Origin of the sequence: Siphonobacter sp. (assembly GCF_048595215.1) — a bacterium.
In the GTDB taxonomy this organism is placed as follows: Bacteria; Bacteroidota; Bacteroidia; order Cytophagales; family Spirosomataceae; genus Siphonobacter.
This window is the reverse complement of record NZ_JBMDWJ010000345.1, coordinates 1-12,231: the sequence shown is the minus strand read 5'-3', so window position 1 is coordinate 12,231 and position 12,231 is coordinate 1. Positions and strand designations below refer to the sequence as shown.

At 47.8% G+C, this 12,231-nt stretch carries 14 protein-coding genes; 5 read left to right on the top strand and 9 right to left on the bottom strand.

Features of this window, described 5'->3' with window-relative positions; all coding sequences use genetic code 11:
- Positions 1-129 precede the first annotated feature (129 nt).
- Positions 130-411, bottom strand: coding sequence for a hypothetical protein (locus ACOJTG_RS21470; protein ID WP_420155687.1), 282 nt, complete (start codon positions 409-411; stop codon positions 130-132).
- A gap of 245 nt (positions 412-656) precedes the next feature.
- On the opposite strand from ACOJTG_RS21470, the gene ACOJTG_RS21465 reads away from it, so the two are divergent.
- Positions 657-1,142: a helix-turn-helix domain-containing protein gene (locus tag ACOJTG_RS21465; RefSeq protein WP_420155686.1), complete on the top strand. Its 486-nt coding sequence runs from the start codon at positions 657-659 to the stop codon at positions 1,140-1,142.
- Positions 1,143-1,444: 302 nt separating this feature from the next.
- Here the strand turns inward: ACOJTG_RS21465 and ACOJTG_RS21460 are convergent, their stop codons facing one another.
- From ACOJTG_RS21460 to ACOJTG_RS21450, 3 genes are all read right to left on the bottom strand, one after another.
- Positions 1,445-2,101: a hypothetical protein gene (locus tag ACOJTG_RS21460; protein WP_420155685.1), complete on the bottom strand. Its 657-nt coding sequence runs from the start codon at positions 2,099-2,101 to the stop codon at positions 1,445-1,447.
- 300 nt (positions 2,102-2,401) lie between these two features.
- Positions 2,402-2,572: a hypothetical protein gene (locus ACOJTG_RS21455; RefSeq protein WP_420155684.1), complete on the bottom strand. Its 171-nt coding sequence runs from the start codon at positions 2,570-2,572 to the stop codon at positions 2,402-2,404.
- Positions 2,573-2,764: 192 nt separating this feature from the next.
- Entirely contained in the window at positions 2,765-3,205 is a 441-nt protein-coding gene (locus ACOJTG_RS21450; protein ID WP_094809520.1) for an NUDIX hydrolase, read from the bottom strand.
- Positions 3,206-3,415: 210 nt separating this feature from the next.
- On the opposite strand from ACOJTG_RS21450, the gene ACOJTG_RS21445 reads away from it, so the two are divergent.
- The 4 genes from ACOJTG_RS21445 to ACOJTG_RS21430 all read left to right on the top strand — a co-directional run bounded on the left by ACOJTG_RS21445 (position 3,416) and on the right by ACOJTG_RS21430 (position 6,936).
- Entirely contained in the window at positions 3,416-4,231 is an 816-nt protein-coding gene (locus ACOJTG_RS21445) for a PASTA domain-containing protein (protein ID WP_094809518.1), read from the top strand.
- A gap of 99 nt (positions 4,232-4,330) precedes the next feature.
- Positions 4,331-6,142, top strand: coding sequence for a T9SS type A sorting domain-containing protein (locus ACOJTG_RS21440; RefSeq protein ID WP_420155683.1), 1,812 nt, complete (start codon positions 4,331-4,333; stop codon positions 6,140-6,142).
- A gap of 137 nt (positions 6,143-6,279) precedes the next feature.
- On the top strand, positions 6,280-6,582 hold the full coding sequence (locus tag ACOJTG_RS21435; RefSeq protein ID WP_094809514.1) for a rhodanese-like domain-containing protein: 303 nt from the start codon (positions 6,280-6,282) through the stop codon (positions 6,580-6,582).
- A gap of 54 nt (positions 6,583-6,636) precedes the next feature.
- Positions 6,637-6,936, top strand: a complete 300-nt coding sequence (locus ACOJTG_RS21430; protein ID WP_420155682.1) for a rhodanese-like domain-containing protein — start codon at positions 6,637-6,639, stop codon at positions 6,934-6,936.
- Between the two features lies 1 nt (position 6,937).
- Here ACOJTG_RS21430 and ACOJTG_RS21425 read toward each other — a convergent pair whose 3' ends face one another.
- From ACOJTG_RS21425 to ACOJTG_RS21405, 5 genes are all read right to left on the bottom strand, one after another.
- On the bottom strand, positions 6,938-8,056 hold the full coding sequence (locus tag ACOJTG_RS21425) for a glycoside hydrolase family 130 protein (protein ID WP_420155681.1): 1,119 nt from the start codon (positions 8,054-8,056) through the stop codon (positions 6,938-6,940).
- A gap of 52 nt (positions 8,057-8,108) precedes the next feature.
- The gene (gene cobC / locus ACOJTG_RS21420) at positions 8,109-8,672 is read right to left on the bottom strand and encodes an alpha-ribazole phosphatase (protein WP_420155680.1); all 564 of its coding nucleotides are present in this window, start codon (positions 8,670-8,672) and stop codon (positions 8,109-8,111) included.
- Entirely contained in the window at positions 8,663-9,433 is a 771-nt protein-coding gene (locus ACOJTG_RS21415; RefSeq protein WP_420155679.1) for an adenosylcobinamide-GDP ribazoletransferase, read from the bottom strand. Before ACOJTG_RS21415 ends, cobC begins: the two co-directional genes overlap by 10 nt.
- Complete coding sequence (gene cobT, locus ACOJTG_RS21410; protein ID WP_420155678.1) at positions 9,426-10,436, bottom strand: nicotinate-nucleotide--dimethylbenzimidazole phosphoribosyltransferase; 1,011 nt, start codon at positions 10,434-10,436, stop codon at positions 9,426-9,428. The genes ACOJTG_RS21415 and cobT overlap by 8 nt, the downstream gene beginning before the upstream one ends.
- Positions 10,437-10,625: 189 nt before the next feature.
- Positions 10,626-12,231 (bottom strand): TonB-dependent receptor plug domain-containing protein (locus tag ACOJTG_RS21405; protein ID WP_420155677.1); only part of this gene is annotated, 1,606 nt, incomplete at its 5' end.

The window sequence follows — 12,231 nt, the reverse complement described above, 5'->3', positions numbered from 1 at the left end:
TACCGTACTCTCCGAAAGTTTGGAAACTCCATCCAAACGCGGTTCTTCTTTGTGGTATATCAAACGAAATCTATCTTGCAGATTGCCGTTTAAGTTGACGATATAGTCGATCCAGCTGTACATAAATAATTAAGCTGATTGTGGTATCTCAAGGCTCAATTGGCCATTGGCATCAACGTTCACCCCTTTTTTGTGAGCCAGGTATCGATCGTAGTATAGACGCACATGCTTATTTAACCAGTTTTCTTCTGTTGGTGTAGGAAAACGATTCTTCTTTCTCACAATCTGATCAAACTGAGCTTTCGATTTACCCGTTGCTTTTTGGAATTCTTGCAACAGTTCTGATTTGCCCGTTTTGTCTATTACATCGCTCTGATATAAGTCAATTGTTTTTTGAAATTCTGGTGTCATGTTCTTTAGCGTCTAAGGCACTGGATTCGGACCAAATGCTCTTGAAATGGAGGATACTTCTAACCCATGTACGATTGGTTCATCCGGTGGAGTGGTATTAAAACCAGTGAAAATTTGCCGTTTATCATCTGTGAACTTTGAATTAACACTGAAAAACTACCATATTTACACTGAACTATGAGTCAAATATAAGTGACTTACTAAATACTTGTCAAGTACTCATCAATAATAATTTGCCTATAGTTATGAAATATTCAATCGACATTTCACAACTACCTGAAAGACTGGAGTTTGTGAAAAGGAAATTCGGGCTATCTAATGGCCAGATTGGCAATCATGCAGAAGTAAGCGGATCGGCTATTACTTTAATACTAAACAGAAAGACCAGTAAGCCGAAATTCGATACGCTTATGAAACTTAGCGATTCCTTGGGAATTAGTTTAAAGTGGCTTGCGACAGGAGAAGGCAGTATCGATGATGTAGCTCCTGCTCCAAAGAATTCTAAGGACTCAGGGACTTTCGGGCAGGATATTGCGGAAAGATTCGAACAGATCTTTAAAGAGTGGAAAGCTGAAAATGATAAGTGGAAAGCTGAAAATGAATTCTTAAAAGATCAAATCAAAGAGAAGGACCAGCAAATAAAAGTATTACTGGGAAAATCTGAGGGTATTATCTACGGACCGCTTTGCTTCCATTTTCATGGAAATTTTTTTTTGCTTCGTTTTAGGTAGTAAAGCAGGTAGTACCCCATTAGCTTACGTAGCTAAGTCGGTCACTTTTAATAAGTTAAGATTAGGTTTCTGAATCCTTGTCGGTCAACGAAACCCAGCTATAACTAGCTGGGTTTTTTCTTATTTATACTTCAGAAATTTGCTTCTTTTGCCTTTGACATACGTCCCCTCAGTTCAGTAATGCCCTAAATTTTTAAGGATATTCCGCTTCAGTCGCTTCATACAGATAATTTCAAATTGTATTTCGCAGTAAAATCAATAATGACGTACCACTATGATGCTGTCTAGATGCACTAACTACCTTAATTTAAAATTTGCGTTTCGAGAGTCGTTATAATTTCAAAGGCGATTTGGCGGATGCTATGAAGTACTAAGTCTGGTATTTTAATAAAAACGCCATTAACTGAAACTTGCCATCCTATTGAATGATCTCTAGATAGTTTCGCGTAATTTTCATCTATACTTGGATCAATGTGTGCTCCTCCATCTTGGTTTGCTACGGTAGTTACGAGTGCTGCCCGAGTAAATGTACTTTTATGTGAATCTTGTATAACAACGTTGCTTGCCCACCAGTCATCAAAGGATGCGGTTGTAGACGTACCCTCGAAATCCAAACGAGCTTTAAATCCAAAAACTTCAATTCCCTGAGCACTTATATACGAATCAGTATATGTTAGTCCAGTGAATCCCATAGGATACCAAGAACTCTCTTCAAATTCCTCGGCAGTATCAATAAATTTAAGTTGGTTTTTGACACCAAGTTGTTTTAGTAGGGAAGTACTTTTACCAGTATCATAGACTAGAATACGGATAGCAGTAGACATTCTTATTGATTCATCTAACTCACCATCATCAAATAATTTGCATGAGTTTTTTAAAAACCGAAGTTGACGTTCAAGATCAATTTTGAGTTCGTCTTGTGTCTTTAATCTTCTCTGATTTTGATTTGCGTTTGCCATAGTTTAGGTTATGAGTTAGTTATGTTCAAAAGATAATAATTTCATACCTCCCGAAATTTAATTTATGCTAGGTCGAAAATGTTGGTACTTTCCAGAAGCACATTAATCATTTCAACCAAGTAAATCATATCATTTAAAAGTACTTTTACTTCCAATGAAATTACTCTTCAGTAATTTCATTGAATATGATACAACCATTTTCCGTATCAAAAGGAAAAAGCCCATCAGATTAATTTCTGATGGGCTTTTTCCTTTTGATACGATTCTTCACTCATCGGATATGTTAGCTCATCTTTTGCATTAACGGGCGAGCTCGTGCGGAGATGCTTTGTATAGGGTACGGATCGTCCGAACGTTTCCTTCAAAACCGGTTTTGTCGTCCTGGTTGGAACCCGTAAAGTTTTCCCGGATACCTAAGAACATGCTCCCCATTACCAGGAGCATTACGATAACTATGGGTAGGATCATCATGGCTTTTAGCGTTTAAAATGAGTGGGCTTTGTATGCCCCTATTTATACTAAGCTTCATTTAAAAAAATGATGTGCCATGAGACGTATATTCGTTTTAGAAAAATGCGAACGAAGCCATAGTCTGCCCGAAAGCCTTACTAATTTAAATCAGACCGTTGCTTTTGGGCTTTGGGAAATAAATCCCCAAAGCCTTTAGCCAAACCATTCCTGGCGAATTTTGCCGATGTACGGGGAGCTTCGTACGCCCGTCACCAGTTCCAATAACTCAACACCTACGTTTGGATACAGATTTAGTCCAGCAATGCTTGGCAGCGGTCGCCATACGACTTCCAGAGCCGTCGTTTCAGCCGGATTGATTCGGGGAATTCCTCCCACCAAGGTACCCAGAAATACGCAGTGCAAGACGCCTTGTTTGAGCTGAGGGAGTAGCACCTCCCCCATCACCAGCAATCCCTGTACCTCAATCTCAATGCCTAGCTCTTCCCGAAGTTCCCGCATGAGCGTTTCGGGCAGGGTTTCGCCGGGATCGGGATTTCCTCCGGGTAACTGAAAAACAGTTTGATCACCGTATTCATAGCGAGTCAGTAAAACATGGTCATTTTCAACCAGGACGACTGCGGGGCGTACTTTCATGAGAATCTACTTCGGTTTATTAGGGATTTAATACGAACAAAATAAAAAGGTCCACCGGAGTTTTCAAGATAAATTCCGTCGCAACTGCGGAAAAGCCTCGGTGTAAACTCACGCAAATCCTGTATTTTCTGTAAACTTGTATCCCAATTGACGCAGAAATTTTCGTTAGGTACGTAGCTCCTGCACGGCTTCGCACTCTATTACCCAACTATGGCCATTTATCTGAATACCCGTTCCCGAAAAGACCTGATCATTCACCTGATGCTGGTCGTCGGTATCATTCTTTCTTTATTTCTTAGTTTTTTCTTCGTTTATCTGCCTTGGTCGACTAACCACGGACAAAGTATTACGGTCCCTGATTTACGAAAAGCGAACCTGGAAGATGTAAAAGCGACGCTGAGCGAACGGAAACTCGACTACATTGTCTCGGACTGCACCTTTGTACCTGGCGTACCGCCTTTTACGGTGCTATCTCAGTATCCTTTTCCTAATTCACTGGTGAAGGAAGGTCGGAATATTTATCTTACCGTCACCATGGCGACGGCCCCTATGATTCGGATGCCAGATCTGGTATCCACGAACATGGGCCTTCGCAGTGCTCTATCGCTCTTACGCAGTGTGGGCTTGCAGGAAGGCAACATTCGCTACATTCCCGATATCGCCGAAAATGCCGTACTGGAACAATGGTACCAGGGCAAGAAGATTGAACCGGGTACGCAGGTTCCCAAAGGTTCCAAAATCGAACTGGTGGTGGGTAACGGGATTGGCAATACCGAACTCGACGTACCTAACCTGATTGGCGTTTCCCTGGAAGAAGCCGAAATCATCATTAAGGGCTCGGACCTTCGCATGGGTACCATCCTCTACAAGCAGGTTCCCGGAGCGGCTCCCGGTACGGTGGTCGAACAACGGCCCGCTCCCGGCATTGGTACTAAGATCAACGTGGGTGAAATTATTGACTTGTGGATCGCCGGAAAACCCGATACGGACACGGGTGAAGGCCCCACCGAACCCGAACGTAATTAATACCGAAGCGGAACCATAAAACAGGTTTCGCTTCGTTTGCTTTTCTGAATATCCTACCCAACCAATCAACGATCAATGGCTCATTGGTCCGGTATCTGTATGCGATTACTTTTTATGCTTCTTCTGTGTTCCTTAGGTTTTGGAGTACAGGCCCAATTTCGAGAGTTTCCCATTACGACAGCCCCGACCCCTACACAGTATTCCGGAGCTCGTACCGCTGCCGTATCGCTCCCTTTTTTTGATGACTTTTCCATTACACGAACGGGCGTACCTGACCCTTCCCTGTGGATGCCCGGCGGTGGTACGGTGGTTAACAATACCCTCACCAATAATCATCCTTCGCTGAATATCGTTTCGTTTGATGGCCTTCGCCGCGATGGTACGCCCTATGATTTCAGCAATCAGTACGCCCAGGGAGAAACGGATTCGCTCACCTCGCAGCCCATTAACCTCTCGGGGCTTTCGCCCCGCGACTCGGTGTACCTGAGTTTTTTCTGGCTTCCCCGAGGGTTAGGCGATCAGCCCGATTCGAATGATTCCTTACGGGTACAGTTTCTCACCAATGGCAACCTCTGGCAAACGGTATGGGTCCAACGAGGCGGACAGGCGATGACCGAGTACGCTCAGGCCCGGATTGCCGTACGGGCGGCTCTGTACCTGCACGCGGGTTTTCAGTTCCGCTTTCAGGCTTTTGGGCGAAGATCGGGACAGTTTGATTCCTGGCACATTGACTATGTGTATCTCAACAAGGGACGTTCGGTTCGCGATCAGTACATCAAGGATGTGTCCATCCGCCGCTCCATCAGTTCGTACCTGAAGCACTACCGGGCCATGCCGCTGGCTCATTACTTAGTCAATCCGACGGCAGAAACGGCGGATACGATTAGCACGGATATTACCAATCTCTTCAATAACAACAACTTTACGACCTTACGTTTTCGGATTCAGGAACTCACAACGGGGCAGTCGATTCAGAATTTTACGCAAAATATTTCCGAGAACATTCCCCAGCTCCGTTCGCAGGAAAAACGAGTGGTTCCTTCGCCCCTGCCCGCCTTTGCGGGTAAACGAGCCCTCGTTCGGACCACGTTTGATATTCTCACCACAGACGACCAGAACCCGAGTATCCCAGGCGTGGATTTGCGGCGGAATGACACTCTTTCCTCCATTACCGAATTGTCGGATTACTTTGCCTACGATGATGGTTCGGCGGAATATGCGGCTGGCATCAACCAGCAGTATGGCCTGGTAGCGGTTCGATTTGTTACCCGAAAAGCTGACGTCGTTTCGGCCATTCGTGTACAAATGGTACGGTATCGAACAGAACTTCAGAATCAGACGGTAGCCCTTTACATTTTGGCCAATCAGAACAACCGGCCTGGACTGACACTCACGCGGCAGTCGTTCGTCATCAAGTATCCGGAAAACCCGCGAGGATTTGCGGAGTTTAAACTACAGAATCCGGTAGCCGTAGGCGATACCTTCTGGGTAGCGTACCAGCAACTTTCGGAAGATCAACTAGCCATTGGATTAGATAAAAACAGTACAAAATTTTCCAATCAGATTTATTACAATCTGGGTAATGAATGGGCTCAGAATACCAATCTACAAGGAGCTCTGATGATTCGTCCGGTTATGGGTGGACAAGCAAGCGAAGTAGTTACGGGTGTAGAGGAAATCCGGGAAAACGATCTAAAGATTCATCCCAATCCGAGTGCCGGGCGTATTCGCTGGAATCTCGACAGTTTTCGTTCGCTGGAAGTACTGGATCTGTCGGGACGCACGCTCTGGTCGAAATCCGACCTGCCGGAACCCGCAGCCGATTTATCAAGTCTCAGCCGAGGGCTGTACCTGCTGCGACTGTCGAATGGGAAGCAAACCCTGGTGAAAAAACTGGTCGTTGAAAAGTAAGTTGTGCGAACATTTTGCTTGCTTTGCCTTAACTAAGGGGGACACTAACGGCTACTCGCTGAACGTTCAGCAGAAAAGGCCCGCTTAGTAACCCCTAACGATTTGCTTTTTTAACCGTTTACCAAACGCTACGACACATGGATATTTCTGTGCAGGAACTGAAGGAACGCCTCGACAAAGGTGAAAAAATAAACCTGATTGATGTTCGCAATCCCGACGAGTACGAAGAGCAAAACCTGGGTGGTACGCTGATTCCGCTGGGCGATCTGCCCGACCGAATCGACGAACTGGAACCGATGAAGAATGAAGAAGTCATCATTCACTGTCGTTCGGGTGCCCGTTCTGCCCGAGCTCAGCAGTTTTTAGAAAGCCAAGGCTTTACGAACGTTCGCAACGTCCTGGGAGGCATTCTGGCGTACAACGAAATCGAATCGAAGTAAGCATAATCAAAACGCTCAGGGCTATACCCCCTGAGCGTTTTTACTTTTACAGCTATGGAAGCTATTTCTGCCTTTGAATTAAAACGTCGTCTGGATGCGGGCGAAGCGCTTCGGATCCTGGACATCCGAACCCCCTACGAATGGGAAAGCTTTTCCATCGGCGGGCTGCATATTCCACTTGATGAATTACTGCTGCGGGTACACGATATTCCCGACAGCTGGAAAAATGAAGAAATCGTCGTTATCTGTGGATCAGGAATGCAAAGTGCCGTAGCGACCCGCGTACTCGCCAAACAGGGTTTCAGCCGTATCCATAACCTGGAAGGGGGCCTGCAGGCGTACCTGAGTCTTTAGGTTAGTTTTCGTGAACGGCCACGGCAATTTTGGAGTCTGCCGTTCCGTAGTACAAAAACCACTTGTTTTTAAAGGGAACCAGACCCTCCAGAAAGACGACGTTGTTGACCTGCCCCGTGAGTTCGTAGTTTTTTTCAGGAATGAAAAAAGGTTCACTGGTTCGGGCCAGTATCTTCGTCGGCTCCTGTTTATCGAGCAACACTTGTCCAGCGGAGTAAACCAAGGCATCTTTTTTATCGGGAATGGGGCGGGCTGAATTGTAGATCAGTAAAATTCCCTTTTCCGTCAGTAACGCGTACGGACCGGGTTCAACGAGCTGGCCGTCGAATTTACCGGGGCGGGGGCGTACAATCGGTTTTAGCGAGCCATCGGCCTCTTCCAGCGGTGTCCAGTGAATCAGGTCGTCGGATTGGGCCAGAAACAGATTCGTATCGCCAAAATACATCCAGTACTTTCCGTTGATCTTTTCGGCTACGATCTGATCCCCCTTTTGCTTCGCTACGATGGCTCCGGATTTTGACCAGGTTTTCAGGTGTTTGCCTTCGCCGAGTACGGGGCCGTGTTTCGTCCATTTCCGTAAGTCCGGGGAAGTGGCTAGCATCATCCGGGCCGTTTTCCCATCGTAAGCCGTATAGGTCATGACGTAATCGCCCTGCGGACTTTCCACAATACGCGGATCTTCGGAACCACCCTCCCATTCGTATTTTTTCTGGGCATCGTTGTCGGGAAAGAAAATGGGCTTGTCTTCTTTTTCGAAATGCAGGCCATCCGTACTAATCGCCAGTCCCAGCCGCGAAACGCCCGCGTATTTGCCCAGTTTATCTTCGGCTCGGTATACTAGATAGACTTTCCCATCCCGTACCACCGCCGCCGGATTGAATACGTCTTTTTCTTCCCACTTCACGTCTTTTTTCCAGATGGGGTCACGGAAAGTTAATGCAGGCGAGGGTACCAGAACGGGATTTAGACTATCCACTTTTTCGAAGGGAAGCATGGCCCAGTCGGTACCGGTTGAATCGGGCGAGGCCGTGGTTTGCTGGGCCGTCTGGCGGTCCGTAGAATTTCGGCAGGCAGTCAGGCTTAGCCCCAGGGCTGCCGAAAGCAGAAGTAATGATTTCATAGGTTTGAGAGGCCCCCCATTGGATACGGGGACTTCACAAATAAACAAAAAATCAGCTAACTACCGAGCTTAGCCAGCGATCAAAGGCGGGTTCCGGGCCCAGTTCGAACGCTTGAATCTGGCCGTAGGAAACCTGAATTTTAAAGATGTTTTGCAAGGGTATACCCAGCAAAGCCGCCCATACGCATCGCACAACTCCCGCGTGCGTAACCAGGGCAACCCGCTGATGAGGTACGTTTCGCAGTTCATTCAGGAACTCGTTTACCCGCGTATACAGTTGCCGTAAACTCTCTCCAGCCGGCGGGGCTACGTCAACGAAATCATCCATCCAGGGATCGAGTTCCGTTCGGGGAATGTCGTTCCAGACTTTTCCTTCCCAGCTCCCGAAATACACTTCTTTCAGTCGATCATCCGTTCGTATTTCCCGGGCGGGCAACTGCCCGGCCAATTGCGTACAACGCTGTAAGGGACTACTGAATACCACATCAAAGATTTCCGAACAACGATCTACGATTCGCTGTGATTCAGCGGCGAACGTTTCGGCCAGAGCCATTTCACTGTGCCCATAACAAAGCCCCTGGGCCTCCTTGAGGGCGGTATGACGAATTATAAACACTTCCATCCCGCGTACAGACTAAGGTAGAAAATCACTTCACTCACCTGTTGAATGGCACCCAGGCAATCGCCCGTATACCCGCCGATCCATCGATTGAAGTACTGGGCTAGTACTACTTTACTGCCGAACGCCAATACTGCCGCCAGCCCCAGCCAGTAACTGGGTAAGGTCAGCAAAGACACCAGGCAAAACAAGAATCCTACGAACAACGCTGGTGTCTTTAGCCGGGCGGAAGCCATGGGTTTCACTTTACTGGTATCGATATCCCGAACGTACGCGTGCGTATCAATCATGGTTGAAGCGATAAAGCGACTTACGATTTGTCCACTCAGAATACCACTCCAGAACAGTTGAGAGGACACTCCCGCTATTTCCAGTAAAATCAGAAATTTCAGACTCAACAGCAGCCCCAACCCGACTACCCCATACGTTCCGACCCGACTGTCTTTCATGATGGTCAGGATTTGCTCCTTGGTCCAGCCACCGCCAAAGCCATCGCATACGTCCGCGAAACCGTCTTCGTGGAAGGCTCCCGTCGTTAGGATTCCAGCAATCATACTCAGCAAAATACTGATCGTCTTCGGAAAAATCAGCTCACTACTGAAATAGACCGCCAGCATGATTCCCCCCACGATGGCTCCAATCAGGGGGAAGTACTTGCGGGAGGCATTGAGCTGTTCGGCCCCGTAGCCAACCCAACCCGGAATGGGAATGCGGGTGTAAAAACCCACCGCCGTTAGGAATAATCGTAATTCAGTCATCGAGCGAAGAAACACCGGCTTTGGCGAAAGTAGACATTTGGTTGAGAAAGGCCACGGCATTTTTCAGCAGTGGGTACGCTAGAGCACAGCCCGTACCCTCGCCCAACCGTAGGTTCATCCGTAACAAAGGTTCCGCTTTCAGAAAATCCAGTAGTAAGCCATGCCCCTGTTCGGCGGAATGGTGGCAGAAGATTACGTTCTCCAACACCTCCGGTTGCATTCGGCTGGCTACGAGCACAGCAGCCGTCGAGATAAAGCCATCCACCAGCAACACCATGTGTAACGAACGGGCCGTTAGCATTGCTCCCACCATCTGGGCGATTTCGAAGCCCCCGTAGGTTTGCAGGATTTTATAGGGGTCGGTGGGCGAACCGTGCAAAGCCAAAGCCTGTTGCAATACGCTTTGTTTACGGGATAGCTGATCCGTTGTAAGCCCGGTACCTTTGCCCACGCACTGGTCCAGCGGGATGCCCGTACAAACGCTCATGAGCATACTGGCCGAGGAAGTATTGCCAATGCCCATTTCCCCAAACCCTACGACATTGCAGCCCGTTTGCTGTAAGCCCTGTACCAGTTCCGCTCCTTTGGCCAGACAGAATTCCAGCTGCTTGACCGTCAGGGCAGGACCGTGTAGAAAACTGGCCGTTCCGTAGCCCGCTTTCGCTGCGATTAAAGAAGAATGCTCCGGAAAATCAGCGTTCACGCCCGCATCTACCACACGTAAATCCAGACCATTCTCCCGGCAAAACACGTTGATAGCCGCTCCACCCCCCAAAAAGTTAAGGACCATCTGATACGTCACCTCCGCTGGATACGCACTCACGCCTTCCGCCGCAATTCCGTGGTCAGCGGCAAATACCAGGATCGTCGGATTGTTCAACGCAGGAGTCTCCGTTTGCTGAATTAAACCGATCCGTAGGGCCAGCGTTTCGAGTTGACCCAGGGCTCCCAGCGGTTTGGTTTTTAAATCAATCTTTCGACGAAGCGTTTCTTCTAAAGTCATCGGGGGTGTTTTGGTTTAAGGTTTGAATGGTTTGATACGTGGTTTAAGGTCTGTTTGAAGTAGATACATTCGCTAGAGCTTTCACCCAAACGCATGCTGTTGAGCAGTACTAAAAACCTCAACGGGTTCAAGTTGATTGGCCCGGGGTTGCACCCCGGGCCAGGCCCTTCAGCTTACGTATTTCTTGTATTAAAACTGGAATCGCACGCCAGCCGTAAAGTTTCGGCCCCGGGTATTGTATCCGTAGCTATCAAAATACTGCTCATCCAACAGATTACGGACATCGCCGTAGACGCGTAGGAAAGTATTGATCTGGTAGTCGGCGTAGACGTCCAGAGTGGTATAGGGTTTCAGCTCGACGAGCTCCGTTTGAAAGGTTTCACCGTTGTAGAATCGATCCGAACGTTTACCCAAGGAGCGTACCGTAGCGGAAGCAAATACTTTCGGTGTAATCTGATAACCCAGCGTCGCATTGACCAAAATCTTTGGGCGGCGGAATAGATTATTGAACGTCGTATCGCGTCCGTTCAATGGCTGCGTGACCTGCCCGGTCACGTAAGTAGCATTCGCCGTCAGGGACCAGCCGTTTGACAGGTAAGAACCTTCGAGTTCAAACCCATGATCTTTTTGCTGGTTGTAATTCACGTACCGACCATACGGAGGACGATTGAGCGACTGGAAATCGATCACTTGTTTAATCAAGCGGTCAAAATACAGCACCCGCACATTGGACTTTTTGTCTTTACTAAACCATTGTACCCCCAGCTCTAGCGAACGACTCGTTTCCGGTTTCAGGTTTTTGTTACCATAGGGCGAGTATAACTGATACAGCGTAGGCGTTCGGAAGCCACTGGAGAGGTTCACAAAGGCTTTGTATCGATCCTTGAACAGATACGAAGGGTTGACTGAATACGTAACATTGCTTCCGTACAAGGAATGATGATTGTACCGGCCTCCTAATTCCAGAGCCAGATTAGTCCGACTACGTAACAAAGCCGTTATGTAGGCACTAATCAATTGCGTATGAGCCGTATCTTTTTGAATAGGTGGGCCGTATGGATTAGCCTGATAGGTATTTTGTGAACGAAGATCGGCCCCCGTGATGAGATCAAACCAGGGTCGTATATTCCAGGAATGGTAGAGTTCGGCGAAATGGGTATTCCCCTCAAAACTCGACCGATCCAGTTCAGATTTCCGATCAAAGGTCGTAAACGCATAATTGGCCGTCAGCTTGCCGAGTTTGTGCGTATACTCAAAACCCGTACCGGCCATTTTCATGGTATTGGTGTAATCGTAGTGAGTACTATCCTTAAAGGCTCCCCCGTCAAGTTCATTTCGATACCAGGAATACATACCACGTACTTTCCAGAGCAACTTCGATCCCAGTTGGATTCCGCCGTTGAACAGGGCGTTATCCTGCCAGAAACCATCTTTATCGAAGTTTTGATCGCCTTTGGCATCGTGTGCCGCCGAAAATCCATCGGAGCGTAACCGCGTGTACTGGGCGTTGAAATATCCGGTTTTGGAGGAACCGTTCAGGCCCACCGTACCCCGAAATGTACCATAACTCCCGCCCTGTACCGTAGCCGAAGCTCCTAACGGACGGTCGCCTTCTTTGCGAGTGAAAATATTGATGACCCCCGCCACAGCATCTGAGCCGTACAGGGTAGACTGGGCTCCTTTGAGAATTTCGATCCGTTCGATTTCGCCCACGGAGAGTAAGTTCAGATCAAAGGTGTTGTTGATGCCGGAAGGGTCGTAAATGGGCACGCCGTCGAGAAGAATCAAGGTATTG

What these genes read in the sequence shown, in the direction of transcription:
- ACOJTG_RS21470 (WP_420155687.1), bottom strand. Translation starts at nt 411, where the DNA reads ATGACACCAGAATTTCAAAAAACAATTGACTTATATCAGAGCGATGTA.
- ACOJTG_RS21465 (WP_420155686.1), top strand. Translation starts at nt 657, where the DNA reads ATGAAATATTCAATCGACATTTCACAACTACCTGAAAGACTGGAGTTT.
- ACOJTG_RS21460 (WP_420155685.1), bottom strand. Translation starts at nt 2,101, where the DNA reads ATGGCAAACGCAAATCAAAATCAGAGAAGATTAAAGACACAAGACGAA.
- ACOJTG_RS21455 (WP_420155684.1), bottom strand. Translation starts at nt 2,572, where the DNA reads ATGATGATCCTACCCATAGTTATCGTAATGCTCCTGGTAATGGGGAGC.
- ACOJTG_RS21450 (WP_094809520.1), bottom strand. Translation starts at nt 3,205, where the DNA reads ATGAAAGTACGCCCCGCAGTCGTCCTGGTTGAAAATGACCATGTTTTA.
- ACOJTG_RS21445 (WP_094809518.1), top strand. Translation starts at nt 3,416, where the DNA reads ATGGCCATTTATCTGAATACCCGTTCCCGAAAAGACCTGATCATTCAC.
- ACOJTG_RS21440 (WP_420155683.1), top strand. Translation starts at nt 4,331, where the DNA reads ATGCGATTACTTTTTATGCTTCTTCTGTGTTCCTTAGGTTTTGGAGTA.
- ACOJTG_RS21435 (WP_094809514.1), top strand. Translation starts at nt 6,280, where the DNA reads ATGGATATTTCTGTGCAGGAACTGAAGGAACGCCTCGACAAAGGTGAA.
- ACOJTG_RS21430 (WP_420155682.1), top strand. Translation starts at nt 6,637, where the DNA reads ATGGAAGCTATTTCTGCCTTTGAATTAAAACGTCGTCTGGATGCGGGC.
- ACOJTG_RS21425 (WP_420155681.1), bottom strand. Translation starts at nt 8,056, where the DNA reads ATGAAATCATTACTTCTGCTTTCGGCAGCCCTGGGGCTAAGCCTGACT.
- ACOJTG_RS21415 (WP_420155679.1), bottom strand. Translation starts at nt 9,433, where the DNA reads ATGACTGAATTACGATTATTCCTAACGGCGGTGGGTTTTTACACCCGC.
- cobT (WP_420155678.1), bottom strand. Translation starts at nt 10,436, where the DNA reads ATGACTTTAGAAGAAACGCTTCGTCGAAAGATTGATTTAAAAACCAAA.